Source organism: Blautia sp. AM28-27, assembly GCF_003480905.1.
GTDB lineage: Bacteria > Bacillota > Clostridia > Lachnospirales > Lachnospiraceae > Fusicatenibacter > Fusicatenibacter saccharivorans.
In genome coordinates this window covers 163622-190259 of sequence record NZ_QUJK01000004.1, presented here as the reverse complement: position 1 = coordinate 190259, position 26638 = coordinate 163622, and the positions used below count along the sequence as shown (strand labels likewise).

The 26638-nt window shown below is 45.7% G+C and carries 18 protein-coding genes and 1 pseudogene; 17 read left to right on the top strand and 2 right to left on the bottom strand.

Annotated elements, in window-relative coordinates; genetic code table 11:
* Nucleotides 1-9 precede the first annotated feature (9 nt).
* The 14 genes and pseudogenes from DW743_RS08725 to DW743_RS08650 all read left to right on the top strand — a co-directional run bounded on the left by DW743_RS08725 (nt 10) and on the right by DW743_RS08650 (nt 14512).
* Complete coding sequence (locus tag DW743_RS08725; protein WP_117510543.1) at nt 10-240, top strand: hypothetical protein; 231 nt, start codon at nt 10-12, stop codon at nt 238-240.
* A gap of 92 nt (nt 241-332) precedes the next feature.
* On the top strand, nt 333-938 hold the full coding sequence (locus DW743_RS08720) for a thymidine kinase (protein ID WP_117761365.1): 606 nt from the start codon (nt 333-335) through the stop codon (nt 936-938).
* Nucleotides 939-1268: 330 nt separating this feature from the next.
* The gene (locus DW743_RS08710) at nt 1269-2378 is read left to right on the top strand and encodes a bifunctional histidine phosphatase family protein/GNAT family N-acetyltransferase (RefSeq protein WP_117761364.1); all 1110 of its coding nucleotides are present in this window, start codon (nt 1269-1271) and stop codon (nt 2376-2378) included.
* A gap of 5 nt (nt 2379-2383) precedes the next feature.
* A complete protein-coding gene (locus DW743_RS08705) occupies nt 2384-2977 on the top strand; it encodes a GNAT family N-acetyltransferase (RefSeq protein WP_243004571.1) in 594 nt (197 codons plus the stop codon).
* Between the two features lie 658 nt (nt 2978-3635).
* The gene (locus DW743_RS08700; RefSeq protein ID WP_117761362.1) at nt 3636-5600 is read left to right on the top strand and encodes an ABC-F family ATP-binding cassette domain-containing protein; all 1965 of its coding nucleotides are present in this window, start codon (nt 3636-3638) and stop codon (nt 5598-5600) included.
* A gap of 460 nt (nt 5601-6060) precedes the next feature.
* Nucleotides 6061-7062, top strand: coding sequence for a calcium/sodium antiporter (locus tag DW743_RS08695; RefSeq protein WP_117510557.1), 1002 nt, complete (start codon nt 6061-6063; stop codon nt 7060-7062).
* Nucleotides 7063-7074: 12 nt separating this feature from the next.
* The gene (locus DW743_RS08690) at nt 7075-7764 is read left to right on the top strand and encodes a TMEM165/GDT1 family protein (RefSeq protein ID WP_117761361.1); all 690 of its coding nucleotides are present in this window, start codon (nt 7075-7077) and stop codon (nt 7762-7764) included.
* Between the two features lie 463 nt (nt 7765-8227).
* A complete protein-coding gene (locus DW743_RS08685) occupies nt 8228-9814 on the top strand; it encodes an AAA family ATPase (protein ID WP_117761360.1) in 1587 nt (528 codons plus the stop codon).
* A 38-nt stretch (nt 9815-9852) separates the two neighbouring features.
* Nucleotides 9853-10335: a prolyl-tRNA synthetase associated domain-containing protein gene (locus DW743_RS08680; RefSeq protein WP_055268132.1), complete on the top strand. Its 483-nt coding sequence runs from the start codon at nt 9853-9855 to the stop codon at nt 10333-10335.
* A 46-nt stretch (nt 10336-10381) separates the two neighbouring features.
* Nucleotides 10382-10735: pseudogene (locus DW743_RS08675) on the top strand (AAA family ATPase); the annotation flags it as partial.
* Nucleotides 10736-10880: 145 nt separating this feature from the next.
* On the top strand, nt 10881-11630 hold the full coding sequence (locus DW743_RS08670) for a nucleoside phosphorylase (RefSeq protein ID WP_055225800.1): 750 nt from the start codon (nt 10881-10883) through the stop codon (nt 11628-11630).
* Between the two features lie 80 nt (nt 11631-11710).
* Complete coding sequence (locus tag DW743_RS08660) at nt 11711-12250, top strand: kinase (protein ID WP_243004570.1); 540 nt, start codon at nt 11711-11713, stop codon at nt 12248-12250.
* Nucleotides 12251-12363: 113 nt separating this feature from the next.
* On the top strand, nt 12364-14052 hold the full coding sequence (locus DW743_RS08655) for an AAA family ATPase (RefSeq protein WP_055225796.1): 1689 nt from the start codon (nt 12364-12366) through the stop codon (nt 14050-14052).
* Between the two features lie 13 nt (nt 14053-14065).
* Nucleotides 14066-14512, top strand: a complete 447-nt coding sequence (locus DW743_RS08650; RefSeq protein ID WP_055225986.1) for a GNAT family N-acetyltransferase — start codon at nt 14066-14068, stop codon at nt 14510-14512.
* Between the two features lie 107 nt (nt 14513-14619).
* Here the strand turns inward: DW743_RS08650 and DW743_RS08645 are convergent, their stop codons facing one another.
* Nucleotides 14620-15756 carry a glycerate kinase family protein gene (locus tag DW743_RS08645; RefSeq protein ID WP_117761358.1) on the bottom strand — a complete coding sequence of 379 codons (1137 nt, stop codon included), beginning with the start codon at nt 15754-15756 and terminating at the stop codon, nt 14620-14622.
* Nucleotides 15756-17354 (bottom strand): AAA family ATPase, encoded by a 1599-nt coding sequence (locus DW743_RS08640; RefSeq protein ID WP_117761357.1) that lies wholly within the window; start codon nt 17352-17354, stop codon nt 15756-15758. The genes DW743_RS08645 and DW743_RS08640 overlap by 1 nt, the downstream gene beginning before the upstream one ends.
* Before the next feature lie 490 nt (nt 17355-17844).
* On the opposite strand from DW743_RS08640, the gene ileS reads away from it, so the two are divergent.
* From ileS to DW743_RS08625, 3 genes are all read left to right on the top strand, one after another.
* Entirely contained in the window at nt 17845-20964 is a 3120-nt protein-coding gene (gene ileS / locus DW743_RS08635) for an isoleucine--tRNA ligase (RefSeq protein WP_117761356.1), read from the top strand.
* A 108-nt stretch (nt 20965-21072) separates the two neighbouring features.
* Complete coding sequence (locus DW743_RS08630; protein WP_055222024.1) at nt 21073-23535, top strand: glycogen/starch/alpha-glucan phosphorylase; 2463 nt, start codon at nt 21073-21075, stop codon at nt 23533-23535.
* Between the two features lie 207 nt (nt 23536-23742).
* Entirely contained in the window at nt 23743-26637 is a 2895-nt protein-coding gene (locus tag DW743_RS08625) for a hypothetical protein (RefSeq protein ID WP_117761355.1), read from the top strand.
* Nucleotide 26638 lies beyond the last annotated feature (1 nt).

Sequence of the window (26638 nt, the reverse complement as noted above, 5' to 3'; positions counted from 1 at the left end):
GGCAGAGCAATGAAAACAATCCATAAAATTTCCGGAATTTTTCTGTGGTGTGTCGTTGGCGTGTTTCTTGGAAAGAGCGTTTATACGTATTATGACTACACAGCACACCCCGGTTTGTATGAGACGTGGTCTGCACCGTGGTATACAGGGATTCTGCGGGATGGCGTAATTGCGGCGGTTCTGATTGCGGTGACGCTGGCGGTTCGGTGGGTGATTCAAAGAAAAATGAGGAAGGAATAGAAGGCGATGATTTTTAAGAGACTTGGCTTGATGAGGAGTCGTTTTTACGGAAAGAACTGAAAGAATAAGAAAAGACAAAAGGACGAAAAACAATGGCAAAATTATATTTCCGCTACGGCGCGATGGGCAGTTCGAAATCTGCTAATATTTTGATGGTTCGCTATAATTATGAGGAGCGCGGGCAGTATGCTGTCCTGTTGAAGCCGCGGACGGACAACCGCGACGGAGAACATGAAATCAAGTCCCGCATCGGGCTGGAGGCACCGGCGGAATATGTGGATGAATTTTTAAAAGAAATTTCAGAGACCTGGAGTGCAGACAGCGGGGAATACCGGTATCACGGAAAGAAAGTGGATGCGGTTCTTATCGACGAGGCGCAGTTTCTTTCTCCGGAGGAAGTTGATACGCTTTCGGACATCGTGGATTTTTATGGGATTCCGGTTCTCTGCTACGGTCTGCGTGCGGACTTCCAGACACATCTGTTTCCGGGTTCGAGAAGATTGATGGAAATCGCTGACATCATCGAGGAAGTCCCAACGGTCTGCTGGTGCGGAAGACGGGCGCAGTGCAATACGAGATACGCAGACGGAAAAATCGTTCGGGAAGGCGCGCAGATTTTCCTTGGATCGAACGAGAGTTATGTGGCGCTTTGCAGGAAACATTATAAAGAAGGAAAGCTGTGGAAGGAAGATGAGTAAGATAACAATATATGAAGTACAGGAGAGAATGCCGCGGATGGAAACGCTGGTGGAACTGTGGGAAGCTTCCGTCCGTGCGACACATCATTTTCATCGTTAATAGGAGCTTCTTTTGCAACAACATCCATTCGTATCAGTTTATCAAGAATATCCACAAGAGCAGGTCCGCTGGAAACATTTGATTGCTGCAATATAATCTTTTCTGGGATAATACTCCGTTTTGCACCATGCTTTTTATCGCTGGGGAACATCAGAAAAAGGATATGGAAAAAAGCCGATGGAGATGTTTTTGATTAAAAAACTTTAGGAATAACAGCAGGGGAGAGTGAAATGAAAAAAATATTTTTAATGAGGCATTCCATCCCGGAAAAAGGGGATATGCCGAATGAGCAGATTCCTCTATCGGAAGAGGGAAAAGCGCTTGCTGTATCAAAAAGAAATATATTTTCAAATGTGGACAGATGCTTTTCTTCACCTTATCGGAGAGCAATGGAAACGGCTGAATTCATCGCAGATCACCCGGTCATTGTGAAGGAGCTGCATGAAAGAACGATCGGGGATGCCAGGGAGGATTTCTGGCTGAAACAGTATGAAGATCACGATTTTCGCAATCCGGGCGGGGAATCGTTAAATCAAGTGAAGGTGCGGATGAAAACCGCGATCGATTCTATCGTCGGACAGATGGAAGAAGGAGAAACAGCACTCGTGGTTTCTCATGCGACGGCGATCTGTGCATATTTGCTTTCTTACTGTGAAATTGAAGTGAAAGATGCGGAAAACAAAGTAAGAAAAATATCCTTCCATGGAAAAGAAATCCTGAATGGCAGATTTCAGCCGGCAGATGGATTTGAAATCCTTTTTGAAAACGATATTTTTTCGGATATTCGTGTTATGGGGAAAAAAGAAATGAACATAAAATACAATCATCTATGCATCAGAAATGCCGAAAAGAAAGACTGTGAACAGTTAGCCGCCTGGTGGAACGATGGAACCGTCATGGCTCATGCCGGATTCCCCAATGGACTTGGTACAAGCGCAGCGGAAATAGAAAAACAGATTGCCGACGACAGCGATGAAACCAGACGAAGACTGATCATAGAATATAATGATGTGCGAATCGGGGAAATGAGTTTCTATGTATTCGAAAATCATCGATACGAGATTGGAATTAAAATCTGTGAATCCGATTATCAGGAAAAAGGCATTGGAAGAGTTGTATTGAGCATGCTCATCGAAGAACTGTTCCGCATGGGAGCAAATGCCATTTTTCTCGATACCAACCTCAAAAACACAAGAGCACAGCACGTCTATGAAAAACTTGGATTCCGCAAAACGGCAGTTCATCACGATTCGTGGAAAAACCAGATAGGTGAGTTGGAATCATCCGTTGACTATGAATTGACAGCGGATGCATTTTGCAATCTGAAAGAAAGGCTGTGAAAGAAATGCAGGACAAGCAGAAAGAAAGCATGGCTAAAATCCAAGATTCTAATCTTTTATCAGAGGTGCCTGAAATGACAACAGACTGTCGTGATTTTATGCTGACAACAGAAAGGCTTATCATTCAGCCATATCGTGACAGTTTTTTAGAAGCATACTATACAGAATTTACAGATGAAATCACAAAATATCAATATCCAGACAGTTTTTCTGATATCAATGCGGCAGATGAAATCCTTTCTGGCTTTGTGAAAGCGATGGAACAGGGAGACATGCTGGAGCTGGTGATTCTTACACGGGACGGCGAATTTGTTGGAAGCATGGAAGTGTTCGATATAAAAGAAAAAACGCCGGAAGTTGGAATTTGGCTGAAAGAGTCCGCCCATGGAAAAGGATATGGCTATGAGGCTTTGCGGGGATTAATTGATGATTTAAATTCTACAGGGAAATATCAGTATTATATTTACGAAGTGGATATCAGGAATGCGCCAAGCACACATTTGGTTGAGAAATTTTGCTTTGAAAAGGTTGCGTGCGAAGAAATTACAACGAAGACGGGAAAGACACTCCATTCGCAGACATATCATATTTTTCGTTAGCAGGAAAGAATGAATTTTTCAATGCACTTACAAAGCCAGTAGCAGTATTGAAAATAGGAGAAGAATATTATATACTACTCATGAGTATACTACTCGTGAGTAGTATTTTTTAACAAAAGGTTTTCAGAGTAAGTGGGAGGAAGGATGCTTATGATTGGAAGACTGGAAGAATTAAAGCAGTTAGAAAAATTTTACAACAGTTCCAAGTTTGAATTTTTAACATTATGTTTTTCAGTAAGTCAGGATTTACAGAACCCGTAAAAGAACGGGCGGAAAGAGAAAATGCGGTTCTGTTGACAGTGGAAGATTTGTATTTGTGATAGGAAGTTAAATATCTCTGTTTTACTGGAACAAATCAGTAAAACAGAGATATTTTTATGCCGCAGGCGTACCAAATTTGATTCGAAAAATTTTTGGCATTGAGAACGAAGGACGGAGACGGTATAATGGAAGCAGAATTTTAACATCAGTAGACAAGAAGCCCCCCGCTTCTAAAGCGGTGGGATGAATTGTTAAAAGAAACATAACAGCAGTGGCGGGCGGAGAGAAATCGGTATCCTCCATTGACATGAGGTAAGTCACAGTCGAACTATTTTCGACATGTCAGACTCCGTGAAAATACCGACTGTGAGTTGAAACAACAGAAAAGGTATAAAACATGAGATATCAGATCAGAAATGCCAGAGTCCAGTTTGGCGCAGACACGATTTTAAACAGTGTGAATTTCGAAATTCACGACATAGAAAAAATTGCAATTGTCGGCAGAAACGGATGCGGAAAAACGACGCTTCTGCGGCTGATTGCCGGGGATATTGAGATGAGTAATCTGGACAGCGACGAGAGCTGCGGAATTACGATGAGCGGAAAACAGAACATCGGTTTTTTGCGCCAGATTAATTTTACCGATGGAGATGTGCCGGTAAGAGTGGAGTTGGAGAAGGCTTTCGCGGAAGTCTTTGCGTGTGAAGCGCGAAAAAAGGAAATCGAAAAGCTGCTCGCCGAGGCAGAAGATCACAAAAAACTGCTGGGAGAATACGACTATTTGGAGCGGAGAATGGAGAGTCTCCACGGATACAGCTGGAAACGGGATATGGAAACGATGTTTCAGAAATTTGGTTTTGCGCTCGAAGATCTGGAAAAACCGATCGGTGAATTTTCGGGCGGACAGCAGACAAAAATTGCCCTAATTCAGCTCCTCTTACAGCGCCCGGACATCCTGCTTCTGGACGAGCCGACCAACCACCTCGACATCGCTGCAGTGGAGTGGTTGGAAAATTATCTGAAAAGCTACGAAAATGCCGTTATCATTGTATCACATGACCGCATGTTTCTGGACCGCGTGATTGATGTGACGTATGAAATCGAATACGGTGACATCAAACGGTATCCGGGAAATTATTCGGCATTTGTGAAACAAAAAGAAGAAGCACAGATCAAACAGGAAAAAGACTATGAAGCGCAGCAGAAGGAAATCGAGCGTCTGACGGCGTGGATTGAAAAATGGAAAAACACACCGACAAAAGTTGCGGCCACCCGTTCGAAACGAATGGCGATCGAGCACATGGTAAAAATTGAGAAACCGCGGCGGTTTGACACGAGGACATTCCACGCCTTATTCCATCCGGTACGCGAAAGCTATACGGATGTGCTCACGATGAAGAAACTGAAAATCGGATACGATACCGTCCTGAGCGAGGTTTCGGCCGTCATCAAAAAAGCAGAACGGATTGTGATCATCGGAGAAAACGGAAAAGGAAAGTCGACGCTTCTGAAAACCGTTGTGGGCGAAATCAAGGCATTAGGCGGAAGCTATCAGTTTGGAAACCGCGTGGATTTTGCCTACTTCGATCAGCACCAAGCAGTCAACCAGAAATTCGACCCGGAGCAGACGGTGCTCGACTATTTCTGGAGTCTTTATCCGAACCTGCTTCGCAACGATGTCCGAAGCGCACTGGGAGCCTTTCTGTTTTCCGGTGAGGATGTCGAAAAGAAAATGGGGCAGCTCTCCGGCGGTGAAAAAGTGCGGCTGGAGCTCTGCCGGATTTTCTATACGAAACCGAATTTCCTGATCCTGGACGAGCCGACGAATCACATGGATCTGGCGGGAAAAGAAGCGCTGGAAAAAATGCTGACCAGCTACGAGGGAACCGTTCTGTTCGTATCGCACGACCGTTATTTCATCAACCAGGTGGCAACCGGCATTCTGGAGTTCGGCGAGAGCGACGTACAATTTTACGGAATGAATTATGCACAGTATCTCGAAGAAATCAAACGGCAGACACCGGGCAGAGAAACGGGAAATGCGGGAGGAATTGTACGGAAATCAGCCGACGTTCCGACACTGGATGATGTGTTTGACAAAAAGAAATATTATAATCCGGGAAAAATTCTGTCCCGCTTAAAACGGCAGCTCGAAAAATACGAGGAGCAGCTTGCGGAGAGTGAGAGCAGAATGTCAGAACTTCAACTGGAAATGATGGACCCGGAACTTTCCGCAGATTACGAACGGCTGATGGAGCTTCAGACGAAAATAGACGAAGAAAATCAGACACAGGAATCCCTGCTGGAACGCATGATGGAAACGGAACTGGAACTCGAAGAGATGGAAACACAGGACGAATAGAGAGGTGAGTACCATAGAAAAGATAGATCAGTCTAAAAATGGACTATCATGAAAATGAAGTTTTTCTCGTTTTAGGATATTCGGTTTGTTATATTTTGTAAAGTATTCTGCACCCATGACTGGTATGCATTCGTAAGCGGGGCTGAAATCTTTCGGATAAAAAAGTCAAATTTTGTTGACAACCCCGAAGACATTTGATAGTATTTATCAAGTAATGTAATATTCCATGAGGGAGTAGTTAGCACGAATGTGTGATTTGTCAACATTCTGATTATAAGAAAAGAGTATAATCTGGCAAATCTTAAATAATGAGACTCATGTATATCGATGAATCACCGGTGTATCGCATATCGGATGTTCCTTGATATACATGAGTCTTTTTTTGCGGATAATGAGTAAAACCTGCTTCTGTTAACGATACTATTTTGGAATATATGCTTGGAAAACAAAGGAGGAAAACATGGAAAATTTCATCAACAACGCCCCGTTTGCTCTTGTGCTTGTCTGTCTCGTCATCGGTTTTGTCCTGCTGATCAAAGGTGCGGACTTTTTCGTAGAAGGAAGCTCAAGCGCAGCAAAGAGACTGCACGTTCCGTCGATCATCATCGGACTGACCATTGTTGCCATGGGAACATCACTTCCGGAGACCGCGGTCAGTGTATCGGCTTCACTTACCGGCAACAACGAGCTCGCAGTCAGTAATGTCATCGGTTCCAATATCTTTAACCTGATGGTTGTCATCGGTGTCTGTGCCGTACTGACTACCGTAGAAGTCGCAAAGGAAACCATCAAAAGAGACATCCCGCTGTCCCTGATCTGCGCCGGACTTTTAATGGTTTTAGGAATCAGCGGACTCGGCGATAAATCCGGTATGATGCTCGGTCACCTGGACGGCGTGATCTTAATTGGATTCTTTGCAGGTTACATTGTCTACATGGTTCAGATTGCATTAAAGGCAAACCGCGAAGGAAAAAAAGTCGAAATTGAAGGCGGTTCCGACGAGGACATCAAGCTGCTTTCCGTTCCGAAGAGTATCGTGTTCATCGTCGGCGGAGCAGTCGCCATTGCAGTCGGCGGAGATGTGACCGTAGATGCCGCAGCGAGAATTGCGGGCGATCTCGGAATGAGCCAGACTCTGATCGGACTGACCATTGTTTCCATCGGAACTTCCCTTCCGGAACTCGTAACTTCTATCGTTGCTGCGAGAAAGAATGAAGTTGATATGGCACTTGGCAATGCGATCGGTTCTAATATCTTCAACATTCTTATGGTACTTGGCATTGCATCCGCAATCAGCCCGATGGCCATCATTACGGAAAATATAATTGATTTGTGTGTATTGATCGTATTCACGGTATGTGTATGGATTTTTGCAGGAACCAAAAAGAAAATCGGAAGAGTCGAAGGTTTCTGTATGGTCGCATTTTATGCCGCATATGCCATTTATATCATTATAAGATAAGGGGAATGGAAAATGGTGTTATTTCTAAAGGTGTTTCTTACCGAGTTCATCGCAGAGATGGGCGATAAGACGCAGCTCATGCTGATTGCGCTTACTTCGAAGTACAAGCTGAAAGACATTATCCTGGGAACCGCAGCCGCGATTCTGGTACTGAATGGAATGGCGGTTCTCGCAGGCGGCCTCGTCAGCGAATTCATTCCGGACTGGCTGATTAAGACGATTGCAGCACTCGCATTTCTTTACTTCGCAGCATCCACCATTTCCGGTGATGATGACGAGGAAGAGGAAGAAGGCGGCAAATCCAAAATTCGGTTCGCACCGCTCGCCGTTTTCTGTACGTTCTTCGTAGCAGAGCTCGGAGACAAAACACAGCTTACCGCAATCACCTTTGGTGCAAATGAAGGTATGGGATCCGCATTCGTTGTATGGATCGGATGTTCTCTCGGACTGTTCGCAGCGGATATTCTCGGAATGCTGGTCGGCTACCTCTTAAAGAGCAAGACACCGGATGGGCTGCTGAATACACTGGCGTTTGTCATCTTTTCAATTTTCGGTGTATACACACTTTACCAGGGACTGAAACTGATCAGCGCAAGCGTCTGTCCACTGCCGGTATGGCCGGTACTGATCGCAGCAACGGCTGTTTTTGTTGTTGTATGTGTCTGTCTTTTTGTGAAAAGAGAGAAGAAAAAAGCAAAATAAAAACTGCGTGCCGCATACTCATGATTTTGATGAGAAATGCGGCGCGTATTTTTTATGCGGCAAAATGAAAGTTTACCATTGAAGCATTTATAGGGTATAATATTTTGTAACTATTCAGAGCCCCATCTCGCCATATGAAATTCCAGAAAAATAGCTCATTCATGTAAACATGATTCGCGATTTTTCTTCCATTTCGCATGGCTCTGAATAGTTACAATATTTTCAAATCATTATTTACGAGGATGAAGGATAATAACATGTCTGATTTTAGTATCAACGAAATGCAGGAAATGCAGAAAGCGGGAAAAATGCGGACTGAAAAACAGAAGACCGGAATTGTATGGGATTCTCACAGGAGGACGAAAGTGAAAAACCGGAAGCTGCGTGGGAAAATCCTGTCCTTGTGATAGTCAGAGGGATCAAGTATAATGAGTCATATAAAATGTTGACGGGAGGGATTTGCATGGGAAGTTATCTGAATCCGGGAAATGAAGCATTTGCGGTTGCATTAAATTCTGAGATTTATGTTGATAAAACAGGACTGCTGACTTATACGAATAAAGTCATGAACACTCTGCAGGGATATATCTGCAACAGCCGCCCGCGGCGGTTTGGAAAATCAATTACGGCAAACATGCTCACCGCGTATTACAGCAAGGGCTGCAGTTCGAAAGAAATGTTTTCCGGGCTGGAAATCAGCAGGGCAAAGGATTTTGAAAAACATCTGAATCAGTATGATGTGCTCCACTGGGATATCCAATGGTGTATGGAACCGGCAGGCGGACCGGAGCGGATTGTTTCTTATATCTCAGAAAAAACGATTTCGGAGTTAAAAGAATATTATCCCCATATACTTCCAGAAGAAATCCGGTCACTGCCGGAGGCGCTGTCACGGATCAACGCGGCATCCGGGACAAAATTTATTGTGATTATAGACGAATGGGATGTTCTGATTCGTGACGAGGCGGCGGATCTCAAAACACAGGAAGAATATATCAATTTTCTGCGGGCGATGTTCAAAGGGACGGAGCCGACAAAATATATTCAACTGGCATATCTGACAGGTATTTTGCCTGTAAAAAAAGAAAAGACACAGTCGGCGCTGAACAATTTCAAAGATTATTCGATGCTGCATGCCGGGCCGATTGCACCATATGTAGGTTTTACAGAAACAGAAGTTCAAAAACTATGTGAAGTATATGGTCAGAAGTTTGAAGAAGTCAAACGATGGTACGACGGTTATCAGATTGGGAAATATCATGTATACAATCCAAATGCCGTTGTGAACCTGATGCTCGAAGGCGAATTCCAGAGCTACTGGTCCGGAACCGCATCCTATGAGGCGATTGTTCCGCTGATCAATATGGATTTTGATGGCCTGAAAAGTGCCGTAATCGAAATGCTTTCAGGAGATCATGTTCCGGTTGATGTTACCTCTTTTCAGAACGATACCGTTAGCTTCGCCAATAAAGACGATGTGCTGACGTATCTGATTCACCTTGGATATCTGGCCTATGACCGGACATTTAGAACTGCTTTTATTCCGAATGAGGAAATCCGTCAGGAATTGATTCTGGCAACGAAAAGGAAAAAATGGAATGAGTTGATTGTATTTCAAAAAGAATCAGAGCAGCTTCTGAAAGATACAATTCAGATGAATGGAAACGCAGTAGCAAAAGAAATTGAAAAAATTCACAGGGAATATACTTCTGTGATTCAGTATAACAATGAAAACTCACTCAGCAGTGTTCTGTCCATTGCCTATTTGAGTTCCATGCAATACTATTTCAAACCAATCCGCGAATTTCCCGCGGGTCGTGGATTTGCAGACTTTGTGTTTATTCCAAAGCCGGAGTTTCAGAATTATTACCCGGCGCTTGTTGTGGAACTGAAATGGGACAAAAGCGTCAGAGCAGCATTAGATCAGATCAGAGACAGAAAATATCCGGAGTCTGTTGCATGCTATGCAGGGGAGCTTTTGCTGGTGGGAATTAACTACAATGAAAAAACAAAAGAACATGAATGCCGGATTGAAAAGTATGAAAAATAAGGGCATATTTCAATTTCAGTTTACAGAGATAAGAGAGTATGGATAAGATAGAGATATATCATTATTTAAAAAGGCAAAATATAGCGTATGAAATTACGGAACATAAGGCAGTTTTCAATATGGAAGAAGCAGATGCTGTTGATTTGCCGTATCCAGAGTGGGGCGCTAAAAATTTATTTGTTCGCGACGATAAAAAACGTAATTATTATTTGATAACGATGAAAGGGAACAAGCGAGTAGATTTGAAAGCGTTTCGCAGGCAACGTGGTCTGCGTGCACTTTCTTTTGCAGCTGCGGAGGAATTATTTGATATTATGAAACTGATACCCGGTGCCGTTACGCCGCTTGGTATTCTAAACGATGCCGAACACAGAGTTCAAGTCTTCATGGACGTGGAATTTGTCGGAAATAAAATTGGTGTTCATCCAAATGATAATACAGCAACCGTTTGGATGCAGGCTGATGATTTAATGAAAATAATTCAGAAGCATGGAAATACTGTGGAATACGCATGTATATAATCGAAAGGTATTGCTAAAAAGTCTGAAAAAAGAAAAATTCACAAACAAAAATGGTTCTCATTCTGCACTAAATATATTTACCGAGTATTCCATGACAGATCCCGGTGATCTGGCGGAATATTTTGGCTTCACAGAGCAGGAGATATCTGCCCTCTGTGAAAAATATGAGATGAGTTTTGAAGAAGCAAAAACGTGGTACGATGGTTATCAGTTGATTGCGCATCGGCAGACTGGAGATGAAATTTATTCCATGTATAGCCCGAAATCTGTGGTAGAAGCCATGCTGCGCCACAAATTCGGAACCTATTGGAACCAGACGGAAACGTATGAGGCCTTAAAAATTTATATTCAAATGGATATGGATGGCCTGAAAGATTCTGTGGTTCGAATGCTTGCCGGTATCAATTATAATAAAAAAACGAAGAAACATGAATGTGTTATTGAAGTAATGCAAAAATAAAAACGGAAGTCTCATGTCTGCGCAGTAAGGGTGGTGGATATGGGACTTTTTGGTAAAGATAAATAAAATTTATGGAGGAAACAGAATGATTATTGATTCTTATGATATCAACAGCGAGCCGATTGTAAAGCTGGAGAATTTTTATGGGGAGAAGCAGCATCTGGTAAAAAAATGTATGGTAATTTTTTCAAAAGTAATATATGAATACATGCTTGAAAAATTCCCATGCCGACAGATTGCAGAAGTAAGAGCATGCAATGGAAATATACCGGTTTGGACTCTGCCATATGAGGAAGAAACGATTGCTTTCTACCTGACACCAATTGGTTCCGCTCTTGCAGCAGGAACGATTGCCGAAGTCAATCATTTAACAGGAGCATCCGTCTTTATCATGTTTGGCTCGTGCGGCAGTCTGGACAAAGAAGCAACCGATGGAAAGTTTATTCTCCCAACGGAGGCATACCGGGGAGAAGGACTGTCCTATTATTTTGCAGAACCGCAGGACTACATAAAAATAAAAAACACGGACAAACTGGCGGAATTTTTCAAAGAAAGGAAACTGCCATACGTTCAGGGGCGCGTATGGACGACAGACAGTATGCTTCGGGAAACGGTAAATCTTGTAAGAAAACGAAAAGAAGAAGGATGCATTGCCGTGGAAATGGAACTCGCAGGCGTTCAGGCGATCAGTGATTTTTATGGATTTGAACTGTATGATTTTCTTGTTGCGGGAGATGTGCTGATCGAAGGAAACTATGAAACGGATGGATTATCTGCCGCTAACCACGATCTGGACAAGCTGTTTCTGGCGCTGCAGATAGCGAAAAGTGTATAAAATTACAATGTTTGAGGAAAAAGAAATATTTCAGAGCCGTTTGCAGAAACTTTTAGATAATACGAAAGCGGGAATTATGTATGGAGAATGGAATGACAATGGGCGATTGCTTACGGACGAATAAATTAATCATTTTAAGAGGAAATTCCGGCAGTGGAAAAACAACTATTGCAAAGGAATTACAGCAAGTGTTCGGAAAGAATACAATGCTGATCTCGCAGGATGTTATCCGAAGAGATATGCTCAAAGTCAAAGACGGAGAAAATACAAAGGCGCTGCCTCTTCTGGAAGAACTTCTGCGATATGGAAGAAAACACAGCGAGATTGTTATTCTGGAAGGAATACTGAATGCGGAATGGTATCGTGCATTATTTGAGCTGGCAGTAGCTTTATATGGAAAAAATATATACGCATATTACTTCGACATCCCCTTCGAGGAGACCGTGAAGCGCCACAAAACAAAGCCGAACTGCAATGATTTCAGTGCAGAAGATATGCAGAGATGGTGGAACGAAAAAGATTATACATCCGTTCTGTATGAAACCAGAATAACGGCGGATCAGGACAGAGAAAGCATAGTTCGTGACATCTGTCAAAACATAATATCCAATGGAAAATAATTGCTTCGGACAGGGAATGATCTTTGTTCTGCCAGAGAAATATGATAAAATAGAAACAGAAATAAATTTTTGCAAGCCTGTCGGTGGTAAAGGATTTAGGAAGGAGCAGACCCATGAAATCAGTAATTTCCATTGGAAATCAGGATTTTATATCCATTAGAAAGAATAACTGTTTTTATATCGATAAGACGGATTTTATCAGGGAATGGTGGGACAATCAGGACAGTGTTACTCTGATCACACGCCCAAGAAGATTCGGCAAGACCCTGAATATGAGTATGGTCGAATATTTCTTTTCCGTAAATCATTCCGAATGCAGCAAATATTTTGAAGACCTTGTCATCTGGAAAGAGGAAAGATTTCGTAAGCTGCAGGGAACGTATCCGGTGATTTCCCTCAGCTTTGCAGATATCAAGGCAACCACATATGAGACTGCAAGAAGAGCGGTAATTCGTAAGCTGGTAAAATTATATAGTACTTTTGAATTTGTCAAATCCAGCAAAGTATTAAATGAAAAAGACCGCGCCTATTTTGATTCCGTTGAAGAAAATATGTCGGATGATGCGGCAGCAGTAGCTGTCAATTATCTGTCCGATTATCTGAGCCGCTATTACGGAAAAAAGGTGATTATTCTTCTGGATGAGTATGATACTCCTTTGCAGGAATCGTATATTCATGGGTATTGGGAGAATCTTACTGCGTTTATCAGAAGCCTGTTCAATTCCACATTCAAAACGAATCCCTATATGGAACGGGGACTGCTGACAGGAATAACAAGAGTCAGTAAAGAATCTATCTTTTCCGATCTGAATAATCTTGAAGTTGTAACAACAACATCGGAAAAGTACAGCGGCTCGTTTGGCTTTACAGAAGAAGAAGTCTTTCATGCGCTGGAGGAAAATGGGCTGTCCGATGAAAAAGGAACCGTCCGCTATTGGTATGATGGATTTTCCTTTGGAAAACGGAAGGATATTTACAATCCGTGGTCCATTACAAAATATCTGGACACGGGAGAATATGGAACGTACTGGGCAGACACCAGCGGAAATATGCTGATCTCCAATCTGATCCGTCGAAGTCCTGCAAAGATCAAGACGGAAATGGAAGATTTATTAAACGGCAGAGTGATCTGCACAGAATTGGATGAGCAGGTTATTTTTGAACAGCTTGGCAGAAAGCGGGGAGCCATCTGGAGTCTTATGCTTGCGAGCGGATATCTGAAAGTGGATCGGTACGAAATGGATAACCGAACAGGAAAGCGCCAGTATGATTTGAAAGTGACAAATCATGAGACAATGCTGATGTTTGAACAAATGATAGAGGACTGGTTTACAGAAGAAGATTCTGCATATGGCAATTTTAAAGATGCTCTGCTTGCCGGAGATCTGGATTATATGAACCAGTTTATGAATCAGGTAGCACTTCAGACATTCAGCAGTTTCGACACGGGCGGAAAACCATCAGAGGAACTCGAACCAGAAAGATTTTACCATGGATTTGTCCTTGGGCTGATTGTTGATCTGGCCGGAAAATACAGAATCACTTCCAACAGAGAAAGTGGATTCGGAAGGTATGACGTAGTAATGGAGCCATTGAAAGAAAACCTGGATGCGATCGTAATGGAATTTAAGGTTCAGAACACATCAAAAGAAAAGTCGCTGGAAGAGACGGTGGAGCATGCACTTCGTCAGATTCAGGAAAAACAGTATGACACAGAATTGCTTGCCAGAGGAATCGCAAAGGAGCGGATCAGGTATTATGGATTTGCGTTTCGGGGGAAGAAAGTGTTGATTGGAAATTAAAATGAGAGAAAATATGAAAATCAGAAAAGCAGAACTGAAAGACCTGTCCAGAATTGCGGAAATTTTCGTGTTCAACAACCGAATCAATTATTTCCCGATTTTTCACGAGGAGGCCTATTCCTTCGGTGAAATGCAGGTAGTCCCGATGATCGACCAGTACTTTAAGAAAGAAGAAATCTTAAACCGCATCTATGTCTACGATGATGGAATTATAAGAGGTTTTACAGAAATCAACGGAACCGAAATCTGTAAACTATACGTAGATCCATGTCTGCAGAACAACGGAGTCGGCCACGGGCTGATTACCTTTGCAATTGAAAAGTTTGACGCAGACCATCTATGGGCATTGGAGAAAAATACGCGTGCCATTGCGTTTTACAACCGCCACGGATTTCGGTGGACAGGAACGAAACAGCTGGAAGCAGGAACGACAGAATATCTGCTGGAATTAAGACGATGAGAGCACGACGTGTTTTCTGTCCTTCCTGCAAAAATTAAAGCAGGAGAAAACGGTCTTGTATTTTAACCGACTCAAGCAAGTAGCGAAGCGGATTGCGAATATCCGCTTTACTGAAGCAAAAATAGCCGAAAAGCCTGTTCTACCGTATCGGTCATATTTTCTGCCGCATTTTTCACATCCATAGCTTCTTCGAGTGAAACGACGCTCCGCAGAATCGGGAAAAAGGCATCAATTCCGGCGGCGTTGCATGCAGATGCATCTTTTGTAACACAGCCTGAGAACGCAAGGACAGGTTTGCCGTATTCTTTTGACAGTTTTGCAACTCCAATCGGCGCTTTTCCCATCACGGTTTGCCCATCGAGCTGTCCCTCACCGGTGATGACAAGATCAGCGTCTCTCACATCATCACGAAGTCGGGTTTCATCCAGTATGATCTGAATGCCGGGTTCCAGTGAAGCAGAAAGAAACGTCTGAAAAGCAAATCCAAGTCCGCCCGCAGCACCCGTTCCGGGAAATTCCGCGTCAACGTTCGGGAATGTTTTCCGGCAGAGTGCGGCGTAGGAGGCAAGCGATGTGTCCATACGTTTGATCATGACAGCATCCGCGCCCTTCTGCGGTCCGAAAACGGCGCTGCAGCCGTTGGAACCGCAGAGCGGATTCGTTACATCGCAGGCAATATGGAAGGTGCATTCCGAAAGTTCCGGCAGAACGTGATCTGCCGTAATCGCGGTAAGAGATTCCAGTCCGACAGCACCAAAAGGAACCTGTTTTCCTTCTGCATCGAGCAGTCCGAAACCGAGTGCCTGTAGCATACCAATACCGCCGTCATTTGTGGCACTTCCGCCGATTCCAATGATAAAGCGGTGGCAGCCATTGCGGATGGCATCGCAGATAACCTCACCGACACCGTACGTTGTGGCGTACAGCGGATTTTTCTCATCGCCGTGTACCTGTGTAATACCGGCAGCCCCCGACATCTCGATAATGGCGGTCTGCGTTCGGTCGATGATGCCATACGGGCAGATAACCTGCTTTCCGGCAGGACCGGTCACCGAAACGGAGACAAGCCGTCCGCCAAGACCTTCGGTCAGTGCCTGAACGGTACCTTCACCGCCATCGGCAAGCGGGCGCACAACCGTCTCCACCTTCGGATCGACACGATAAATCCCGGTGGCGGCCGCTGTTCCAGCCTGCAGAGAGGAAAGGCTTCCTTTAAAAGAATCAATTGCAATCACAACTTTCATCATTTTTCTCCTGATTTCAAATATTTTTCAATCCGACACTCATGCACCTTCGTCTTCTTATCATAATTAACACCAACCAGCAGAATATCCCCTGTATAAGATGCAATGGAAGCCGGGTAATGCTGTCTTTTAATCTGATCCAGTGCCGTTTTCGCATTCTTGTTCCATTTCAGTTCTACTACAAGCGCCGGAAAATCGTATCGGTATTCCGGCTTTGGCAGAAAGACAAAATCGGAAAAACCGCGCCCGGTCGGAAGTTCACGAATGGGTTTGAAGTAATATTGCATCGTACTTAAATAAGCAATCGTGAGGACACAACTGAGCGAATTTTCATTATGATACTGAATCACGGAAGTATATTCCTCATGGACCTTTTCAATTCCGGCAGCGACAGCATTTTCATCCATATCGAGCGTAGCATCTAAAAGATCCGCAGATTCCTGCTGGAAAGCGAAAAGTTCATTCCAATGATTGGAAGTCACCGCAGTCAGAAACTCCCTGCGGATTTCTTCGTTGGGAATATATGCCATCTGTGTCTGCTGATTGTAGGCAAGATAGCCCAAATGAATCAGCAGCGTCAGAACATCATCTTTATTTACAAAGCTGACCATGTCATTTTTAAAAGAGGTAACCATGACAGGAACTGCGGCGCCGGAAAGCATCTCCAGAATTGCTGTTTTCAATCCGTCAAAATCCATATTGATAAAAGGAACCATCGAATCGTATGTGCTCGTCTCCGACCAATAGCTTTGGAATGTCCCATCCAGAAGCAGACTTGTCACCGCGTTTGGATTGTATACATGGTAATTTCCAAGCAGATAGCCGTCGTACCATCGTCTGACTTCCTCAAAATTTTGTCCGTATTTCTGACAGAGAGCGGAAACTTCATCTTCTGTGAATCCAATATAGGAAGCCAGCGGGCCTGGATTCAGCATGGAATACTGATGAAAATTATTTAAGGCAGACTGCGTTTTCAATTTTTTGATCGGAAGAATACCCGTGAGAAACGCAAGCTGGATATATTTCGTCGGTTCCGTCCCTTTGAACATTCCACGAAGAAAATTAATGTAATCATCCTGAATTTTCTGGTTGGAGGCCTCATCACGAATCAGGACATCCCATTCATCAATAATAATCACAAATTTCTGTCCGGTCGCCTCTTTGATCCGGGACAGAGCGTCGGGAACGGTGGAAACTTCCGGCGGAAGCTGATCTGCATAGATGGTACGCAGCTCGGCCAGTGTACATTCTGTAATGTAGGCCACAATCTGTTCCGGATCGCTGACATTCGAAAGAAACCACTGGATATCCAGATGAATCACATCGTACTGGTTCAGATGCTTCTCAAAGTCTGCCGTCTGGCTGATCGCAAGGCCAGAAAACATCTTTCTGGAATCACAGCCTTTGCTGTAATAGGCCGCCAGCATATTTGCAGCAAATGATTTTCCAAACCGCCGCGGGCGGCTGTTGCAGATATAGCCCTGTATGGTGTCCAGAACTTTGTTGGTATACGATAAAAGTCCTGTTTTGTCCACATAGATTTCAGAATTGAGAGCAACCTGAAATGCACTGTTGTCCGGATTCACAAATCTTCCCATGATTTCACTTCCTTTCCGTTTTTTGATTATACCCCGATTTTACCATTCCCCCATCCAAATAGCAACGCACACCCCCGAAAATCCCGTAAAATCGCGGAAAAGAACCGATAAAATATGCTTTCCACTCTTGACAACGCTTACAGCCCCTAGTTATAATAAGGCATGAAAAACGATGACGAAGACAGTAGTCTGCGCGTGAACGGTCTGTGGAAAGCGAGCCGGGGATGGTGGGAGTCCGGTACAAGTAGCGGCAGGTGAACATCACTTCCAAGTTGCAGTTCTGAATCTGCGTACCCGGCGCATAAAATATAGAAAACCGGAGAGCAGTGGTAAGAAGTTGCCGGTTGTTCCCCGTTACAGGAAATGCATATGATAGTATGTAACAGGTGGTTACGATAAGTACAGCTTTCGTCCTATTACAGGGCGGGAGCTTTTTCTTATTTTACGCGAGCAAATCAAACGAGAAACTTAAGTTTCAGGAGGTACAAGCATGTACAAGAAAGTTTCAACCGACATGAACTTTGTCGAGAGAGAAAAACAGGTTGAGAAGTTCTGGGAAGACAATCAGATCTTCGAAAAAAGTATGAAAGTGCGTGAAGGAAATCCGTCCTACGTGTTCTATGACGGACCGCCGACCGCAAACGGAAAACCGCACATCGGCCACGTAGAGACCCGTGTTATCAAGGATATGATCCCGAGATACCGTACCATGAAGGGTTATCAGGTGCCGAGAAAAGCAGGCTGGGATACCCACGGACTGCCGGTAGAGCTGGAAGTTGAGAAAAAACTCGGTCTGGACGGAAAAGATCAGATCGAAAAATACGGCGTAGAGCCATTCATCGAGCAGTGTAAAGAGAGCGTATGGAAATACGAGGGAATGTGGGAAGACTTCTCCCATACCGTTGGCTTCTGGGCTGATATGAAAAACCCATACGTTACGTATCATAACGATTACATCGAGTCCGAGTGGTGGGCATTAAAAGAGATCTGGAAGAAAGGTCTTCTGTACGAAGGACACAAAATCGTTCCTTACTGCCCGCGCTGCGGTACCCCGCTTTCTTCCCATGAAGTAGCGCAGGGATACAAAGATGTCAAAGAACGTTCAGCCGTTGTCCGCTTTAAAGTAAAAGGCGAGGACGCTTACATCCTGGCATGGACCACCACACCGTGGACCCTTCCGTCCAACGTTGCACTCTGCGTCAACCCGGATGAGGATTATGTAAAAGTAACAAGCAAAGGATATACCTATTATATGGCAGCTGCTCTGGTAGACACCGTTCTCGGTGAGGGCGCTGAAATCCTGGAGCATTATCAGGGTAAAGATCTCGAGTTCAAAGAGTACGAGCCGCTGTTCCCGTACGCTGAGAAGAGAATCGGAAACAAAAAAGCATACTATGTAGTCTGCGATACCTACGTAACACTGACCGATGGTACCGGTGTTGTTCATATCGCCCCTGCATTTGGTGAGGACGACTCCAAGGTCGGTCACAGATACGATCTTCCATTCGTACAGTTAGTAAACGAAAAAGGTGAGATGACCGAGGAAACTCCGTGGGCAGGCACTTTCTGCAAGAAAGCAGATATGGCCGTTCTGCAGGCACTCGAGGACAAGGATCTTCTGTTTGATGCGCCGCTGTTCGAGCACAGCTACCCGCACTGCTGGAGATGCGATACTCCGCTGATCTACTATGCACGTGAGACCTGGTTCATCCGCATGACTGCAGTAAAAGAGGATCTGATCCGCAACAACAACACCATCAACTGGATTCCGGAGAGCATCGGAAAAGGACGCTTCGGCGACTGGCTGGAGAATGTTCAGGACTGGGGACTTTCCAGAAACCGTTACTGGGGAACTCCGCTTCCGGTATGGCAGTGTGAATGTGGCCATCAGGACTGCATCGGCAGTATCGAAGAACTGAAAGAAAAAGCCGACAACTGCCCGGATGACATCGAGCTTCACCGCCCATACATCGACGCAGTGACCATTAAGTGCCCGAAATGCGGTAAAGAGATGCACCGTGTACCGGAGGTTATCGACTGCTGGTTCGATTCCGGATCCATGCCGTTCGCACAGCATCACTATCCATTCGAGAACAAAGAAATCTTCGAGAAACAGTTCCCGGCACAGTTTATTTCCGAGGCTGTAGACCAGACACGTGGATGGTTCTACTCCCTGCTTGCAATTTCCACTCTGCTGTTCAACAAAGCACCGTACGAGAACGTTATCGTTCTTGGTCTGGTACAGGATGAGAACGGACAGAAGATGAGTAAATCCAAAGGAAATGCGGTAGATCCGTTTGACGCACTGCAGACCTACGGTGCCGATGCGATCCGCTGGTACTTCTACACCAGCAGTGCTCCGTGGCTGCCGAGCCGTTTCGCAGGCAAGACGGTCGTGGAAGGACAGAGAAAGTTCATGGGAACCCTGTGGAACACCTACGCGTTCTTTGTCCTGTATGCAAACATCGACAACTTCGATGCAACAAAATACAGTCTGGAATATGACAAACTGGCTGTTATGGATAAATGGCTGCTGTCCCGTCTGGAATCCACTGTAAAAGCAGTAGACGACAACCTGGCAAATTACCGTATCCCGGAGGCAGCAAAAGCACTGCAGTCCTTCGTGGATGATATGAGTAACTGGTATGTACGCCGCTCCCGTGAGCGTTTCTGGGCAAAAGGCATGGAGCAGGATAAGATCAATGCTTACATGACTCTGTACACCGCACTGGTGACCGTTGCAAAAGCAGCAGCTCCGATGATTCCGTTCATGACAGAGGATATTTATCAGAACCTCGTAAAGAGCATCGATGCAAGTGCACCGGAAAGTATCCATCTGTGCGACTTCCCGGAGGTACATGAGAACTGGATCGATCCGAAGATGGAAGAGGATATGGCAGACCTGCTGGAGATCGTCGTTATGGGACGTGCCGCAAGAAATACTGCCAATATCAAAAACCGTCAGCCGATCGGAACCATGTACGTGAAGAGCGAGTTCCAGCTTTCCGAATTCTACAAAGAGATCATCGAGGACGAGCTGAATGTCAAAGAAGTTGTATTTAAAGATGACATCGCAGATTTCATCAGCTACAGCTTCAAACCGCAGATGCGTACCGTAGGACCAAAATACGGAAAACTCCTGAACAAGATCAAAACAACCCTGTCTGAGCTGGATGGAAACAAGGCTATGGCAGAGCTCAAGAGCACCGGCGAACTTAAACTTGACATCGATGGACAGGAAATTGTATTATTAGAGGAGGATTTGTTAATTGACATGGCACAGATGGAAGGCTATGTATCCGAATCCGACCATACAATCACCGTTGTTCTGGATACCAATCTGACTCCGGAACTGATCGAGGAAGGTTTTGTTCGTGAGCTGGTAAGTAAAATCCAGACCATGCGTAAAGAGGCCGGCTTTGAGGTTATGGACAAGATCAGAGTATATGCAAAAGACAACGACAAGATTGTAAGCATCATGAAAAACCATGGTGATGAAATTAAATCTGAAGTTCTGGCAGAAGAAATCGTGACTGGAGAGACAAAGGGCTATGAGAAGGAGTGGAATATCAACTCCGAAAAGGTTACCATGGCAGTAGAGCGTATCTAAGAATACTTCTGGATGCGTTTCCACGACGATCGTTAATATAAAAATCAGCCTGCGAGCGGGGATGCAGACAAGCTCTCCGCTCGCAGACTGCTATTGAGGAGGACGCAGATGTTAAACGCCGAGTTCAACAAAGAAACTTTTAAGAACAGTGTCAAAGAAAACGTAAAAATGCTGTACAGAAAAAATCTGGAAGAGGCTTCCCAGCAGGAAATTTATCAGGCAGTCTGCTACGCAGTAAAAGACGTTATTATTGACAACTGGCTGAAAACCCAGAAAGCAATGGATGAGCAGGATCCGAAGATTCTGTACTATATGTCCATGGAGTTCCTGATGGGACGTGCGCTGGGAAATAACCTGATTAACCTGACTGCATACAAACAGGTACAGGAAGCTCTTGATGAGATGGGACTGAACCTGAACCTTCTGGAGGACCAGGAGAGAGATCCTGCGCTTGGAAACGGCGGTCTTGGCCGTCTGGCAGCATGCTTCCTGGATTCCCTGGCTACACTGGGATATCCGGCATACGGCTGCGGTATCCGTTATAAATACGGTATGTTCAAACAGCAGATCCGCGACGGTTATCAGGTAGAAGTACCGGACAACTGGCTGAAACACGGCTATCCATTCGAGCTGAAACGCCCGGAATACGCAAAAGAAGTAAAATTTGGCGGATACGTAGCACAGGAGTATGATGAGGCTACCGGACGCGTAAACTTCGTACAGAAAGATTACCAGTCTGTAAACGCAATTCCTTACGATATGCCAATCGTAGGATACGACAACGATGTTGTAAACACGCTGACCATCTGGGATGCAGAGGCTATTCAGGACTTCTCCCTGGATTCCTTCGACAAAGGTGATTACCACAAAGCGGTTGAGCAGGAAAACCTTGCAAAAACCATCGTAGAGGTTCTGTATCCGAACGACAACCATTACGAAGGAAAAGAGCTGCGTCTGAAACAGCAGTATTTCTTTATTTCTGCAAGCGTACAGAGAGCAGTTGCAAAATATAAAAAACATCACGATGATATCACAAAGCTGTATGAGAAGGTTACCTTCCAGCTGAACGATACTCACCCGACCGTAGCCGTTCCGGAGCTGATGCGAATCCTCATGGACGTGGAAGGCCTTGGCTGGGATGAGGCATGGGAGATCACCACAAAGACCTGCGCATACACCAACCACACCATCATGGCAGAGGCACTCGAGAAATGGCCGGTTGACCTGTTCTCCAGACTTCTTCCGCGTATCTATCAGATCGTAGAGGAGATCAACCGCCGCTTCCTGATCCAGGTAAGAGAGCAGTACCCGGGTGATGAAGAGAAAGTCCGCCAGATGGCAGTGATCTACGACGGACAGGTTCATATGGCCCGTCTGGCTATCGTAGGCGGCTATTCTGTCAACGGTGTTGCACAGCTTCATACCGAGATTCTGAAAAAACAGACCTTAAAAGACTTCTACGAGATGACTCCGGAGAAGTTCAACAATAAGACGAATGGTATCACACAGCGTCGTTTCCTGCTTCACGGAAACCCGCTCCTGGCTGACTGGGTAACCGAGTACGCCGGAGACGGCTGGATCACCGATCTGCCGAAGATCGAAAAGATCGCTAAGCTGGCAGATGACACCCAGGCACAGAAGGAATTTATGGAAATCAAATATAAAAATAAAGTCCGCCTGGCAAAATACATCAAAGAGCATAACGGTATCGATGTAGACCCGAACTCCATTTTCGATGTTCAGGTAAAACGTCTGCATGAGTACAAACGTCAGTTTATGAACATTCTGCACATCATGTATCTGTATGACCGCCTGAAAAAGAACCCGGATATGCCGTTCTACCCGAGAACCTTCATCTTCGGAGCAAAAGCATCCGCAGGTTATGAGCGTGCAAAAGCGATCATCAAACTGATCAATTCCGTTGGTGATGTGGTAAACAACGATCCGACCATCAAAGGAAAGATCAAAGTCGTATTTATCGAGGATTATCGTGTCAGCAACGCAGAGCTGATCTTTGCCGCTGCTGATGTTTCCGAGCAGATTTCCACCGCAAGTAAAGAGGCTTCCGGTACCGGTAACATGAAGTTCATGCTGAACGGTGCCCTGACTCTTGGAACCATGGACGGTGCAAACGTAGAGATCGTTGAGGAAGTTGGAAAAGAGAACGCCTTCATCTTCGGACTTTCCGCAGATCAGGTTATCGAATATGAGAACAACTACACCTACGATCCGATGAGCTACTTCATCCACGATCAGGACATCCACAACGTAGTGATGGATCTGATCAGCGGAAGATACTCAAACGGCGACACCATGATGTTCCGTGATCTGTATGACTCCCTGCTCACACCGAAGAATGCTCCGCGCCCGGATATGTACTTTACCCTGGCAGACTTCAAGTCCTATGCGGCAGCACAGGAGCGTGTTGAGGATAAATACAGAAATACTTCTGCATGGGCAAGAAGCGCGATCCTGAATACCGCACACAGCGGCAAATTCACATCCGACCGTACTATCCAGCAGTATGTAGATGATATCTGGCATCTGGACAAGATTACTGTCAGAAAGTAATCGGAATCAAATATAAGTAGTTAGGGGACACCTGCTTTTCCGGGAAAAACCGGAGGGGCGGGTGTTCTTTTTTTGATGACCGCTGGAAGGATCTGCATCCCGAAAAATGCCTGCAAAACAGGCATTCTTTTGACATTCTACGGGGAGTGTGGTACACTGTTCGTGTCTATGAACTAAAACAATCTGAAATGTATTGAGGTGAAAAGATTGGATAAAGCTGAATATCAAAGCCGGCTGGAAGAGCTGAACAGTCTGGTAAAAAAAGAGGACTATGAGGGGGCACTTGCAGTTGTAGAAGCCGTTGACTGGCGGCGTGTCAAGAGTCTGCGTACGCTCGGCATGGTAGCGGATGTCTATGAGGCGAACAAACGATATCCGGAGGCGAAGAAGATTCTGCTGATGGCGTATGACCGTTCCTCCATCGGAAAGGGCATTCTGTACCGCCTGGTAGAGGTCTCCGTAAAAATGAAAGACTTTGATGAGGCGATTGACTTTTACAACGAGTTTGAAGCAGTCGCACGTCACGATAATTCCCGGTATCTGCTGAAATACAAGATTTTAAGAGGACAGAAAGCGCCGCTTGAGGAGCAGATTTCCCTTCTGGAGGAATACAAAGAGCGGGAATTTACCGAGAGATGGGCATATGAACTGGCAAACCTTTACAGCAAAGCCGGAGAGACGCAGAAATGCATCGATGCCTGTGATGAGCTGATCCTGTGGTTCAGCGAGGGCAAATATGTGACAAAGGCAATGGATCTGAAAATGAAGTACGAGCCGCTGTCACCGTCCCAGCAGATCAAATACGAGCATCGTTTTGACTACAAAAAGAATGAAGAGCCGTCCGAGGATCCGGAAGCACTTGAAGTGCGGTTAGCCGGAGAGAGCGGAGCCGGTGAAATGGCTGCGACGAAAGAGCCGGCAGAGACGCCGGAAGTAAAACCGGTAAACGGCGGTGTGATGAGCCAGTATGTGGCCGGTGAAGAAGAAAAAGAAGCCGGTTCGCCGTACGAAGCATATGAGAAAACACAGCAGGCCGAGGCAGATGCAGAGCAGGTGCAGGAGTACGAAGCACTGCAGCAGACAGAGGAGCCGATCGAGGAGATTCCGGAAGAGCAGGCGTATGCAGACAGCACGCCGACGTACCTTGGAAATACGATCGATCTTCACGCAGAGCTTGCAAAGAGCATCCGCGATGTCTTCTCCTTCCGCGGAAAGAAACAGGAAGAGACGGCAGTCGAGGAAGAGACAAGCGAAGAGCCGGTACAGTACGAAGTAAAAGATCTGGAGCCGGAGCAGCTTGATGTAAACGTAGAGGTATCCCCGGATGCCAACACGACAATCAAGACAAGACCGCAGCCAAAACCGAAGGAAAAAGCCGAGCCGGTAATGCCGAAAGCACCGAAGCCGGAGAAGAAATACGAAGAGCCGGACCTCGAAGCACTGTTCCAGGAGACCGCAGCAAACCTGTCGGAGGAAGTTGCGGAGGAAGAAGCAGAAGAGCCAGTGGAACCGGCAGCAGAAGCCGAAACCGCAGAGCAGCCGATGGATCCGGAGTCCGAGACAGAGGCACGGGAAACGGCAGAGGAGCCGCAGGCGGAAGCTGAGCCGGAAGAAGATGCAGAACCGGCAGATGAAGCGGAAACCGAAGAGATCACAGAACCGGCGGATGAGGCTGAAACCGAAGAAGCTACAGAGCCGATGGATGAAGCTGAGATCGAAGAGATTATAGAACCGGCAGCCGAGGCTGAAATCGAAGAAGCAGAAGTTACAGAACCAGCAGTGGAAGCTGAAACAGAAGCAGCCGAGAAGGCTCAGGCGGAAGCCGAAATTGAGGAAACCGTAGAACCGGCGGAGACACCGTCCATGGATGCAACGGTTGTCATCGCGGATCTGAAACCGGCAGAGGAGACACGGCCGACCATCGATTTTAGTGAGCTTCAGGCAGCGCTGAACGCAGAAGTGCAGGAAGCTGAAAAAGCATCGGAAATCGAACTGCCGGATGAGCCGGAAACTGCGGAAGCAGAACCTGCTGACGAGCCGGAAAGCGAAACAGAGCCGGAAACTCCGGCCGAGACTGAGCCAGCCGATCCGTTTGAGCCGGCAGGAACCCAGCCGATCGAGATTACCCCGGAGGAAATCGAAATCGAAGTTCCGACCGAGCCAAAGCGTGAGCGCGTATCCGATGCGACGATCAACATGAGCATCGAAAAAACAACGGATGCCACCGTTCAGCTGATCCGCGACAACATTCCGGAAGGAACTGTTGCGAAATCGATTGAAGAGGTGCTCCGCGAGGAGACGCCGGAGGAGGCAAGACTCCGCATCCTGAACGACACCCAGCCGGATAAGCTGAGTGACGAGCAGAAAGCGCTGTTTACTTACTTTGCGAAAGTTCCAGGCATGGATATCCAGATTCTGGATGCAATGCATGGTGTTTATCATTACGCAGGCGACCGTACTTCCCGTCATGGAAACATTGCCATTATGGGCGGATACGGTACTGGAAAAACGAAGCTGTCGGAGGATCTCGTCCGTGCAATCTGTGCTGACTTAAAACTTCCGGCAACGAAGATGGCCCGTCTGGATGCATCTGTTCTGAACAAAAAGGACTGTGCGCAGATTGTTTCAAAGCTGGCGGGAGGTTTCCTCCTGATCGAGCGTGCCGGTCTGATGTACCCGGAGACGATCGAGAAGCTGTCGCAGGCAATGGATTTCCGTACCGACAGTCTGGTTCTGATCATCGAGGATGAGAAGGTCAGCATGAGAGGTCTTCTGCGGAATTACCCTGATTTTGCGAAGAAGTTTGAGACGGTCATTTCGATTCCTGTTTTCACGAACGACGAGCTGGTTACGTTTGCCCGCACGTATGCGCGTGAGAATGGATACAAGATGGACGAGATGGGTGTGCTTGCTCTGTATACACAGATTGGCAACAATCAGAAGGAGGGCGAGCCGATGACGATTTCACAGGTCAAAGATATGGTGGATCGTGCCATCGCCCATGCAGAAAAGGGAACCCGTAAATTCGGAAGACGCATGTCCAGAAAGCATACCGATGCGGACGACCGCGTGATTCTTTACGAGAAAGACTTTGAGTTCTAAA

What these genes read in the sequence shown, in the direction of transcription:
- DW743_RS08725 (WP_117510543.1), top strand. Translation starts at nt 10, where the DNA reads ATGAAAACAATCCATAAAATTTCCGGAATTTTTCTGTGGTGTGTCGTT.
- DW743_RS08720 (WP_117761365.1), top strand. Translation starts at nt 333, where the DNA reads ATGGCAAAATTATATTTCCGCTACGGCGCGATGGGCAGTTCGAAATCT.
- DW743_RS08710 (WP_117761364.1), top strand. Translation starts at nt 1,269, where the DNA reads ATGAAAAAAATATTTTTAATGAGGCATTCCATCCCGGAAAAAGGGGAT.
- DW743_RS08705 (WP_243004571.1), top strand. Translation starts at nt 2,384, where the DNA reads ATGCAGGACAAGCAGAAAGAAAGCATGGCTAAAATCCAAGATTCTAAT.
- DW743_RS08700 (WP_117761362.1), top strand. Translation starts at nt 3,636, where the DNA reads ATGAGATATCAGATCAGAAATGCCAGAGTCCAGTTTGGCGCAGACACG.
- DW743_RS08695 (WP_117510557.1), top strand. Translation starts at nt 6,061, where the DNA reads ATGGAAAATTTCATCAACAACGCCCCGTTTGCTCTTGTGCTTGTCTGT.
- DW743_RS08690 (WP_117761361.1), top strand. Translation starts at nt 7,075, where the DNA reads ATGGTGTTATTTCTAAAGGTGTTTCTTACCGAGTTCATCGCAGAGATG.
- DW743_RS08685 (WP_117761360.1), top strand. Translation starts at nt 8,228, where the DNA reads ATGGGAAGTTATCTGAATCCGGGAAATGAAGCATTTGCGGTTGCATTA.
- DW743_RS08680 (WP_055268132.1), top strand. Translation starts at nt 9,853, where the DNA reads ATGGATAAGATAGAGATATATCATTATTTAAAAAGGCAAAATATAGCG.
- DW743_RS08670 (WP_055225800.1), top strand. Translation starts at nt 10,881, where the DNA reads ATGATTATTGATTCTTATGATATCAACAGCGAGCCGATTGTAAAGCTG.
- DW743_RS08660 (WP_243004570.1), top strand. Translation starts at nt 11,711, where the DNA reads ATGGAGAATGGAATGACAATGGGCGATTGCTTACGGACGAATAAATTA.
- DW743_RS08655 (WP_055225796.1), top strand. Translation starts at nt 12,364, where the DNA reads ATGAAATCAGTAATTTCCATTGGAAATCAGGATTTTATATCCATTAGA.
- DW743_RS08650 (WP_055225986.1), top strand. Translation starts at nt 14,066, where the DNA reads ATGAAAATCAGAAAAGCAGAACTGAAAGACCTGTCCAGAATTGCGGAA.
- DW743_RS08645 (WP_117761358.1), bottom strand. Translation starts at nt 15,756, where the DNA reads ATGAAAGTTGTGATTGCAATTGATTCTTTTAAAGGAAGCCTTTCCTCT.
- DW743_RS08640 (WP_117761357.1), bottom strand. Translation starts at nt 17,354, where the DNA reads ATGGGAAGATTTGTGAATCCGGACAACAGTGCATTTCAGGTTGCTCTC.
- ileS (WP_117761356.1), top strand. Translation starts at nt 17,845, where the DNA reads ATGTACAAGAAAGTTTCAACCGACATGAACTTTGTCGAGAGAGAAAAA.
- DW743_RS08630 (WP_055222024.1), top strand. Translation starts at nt 21,073, where the DNA reads ATGTTAAACGCCGAGTTCAACAAAGAAACTTTTAAGAACAGTGTCAAA.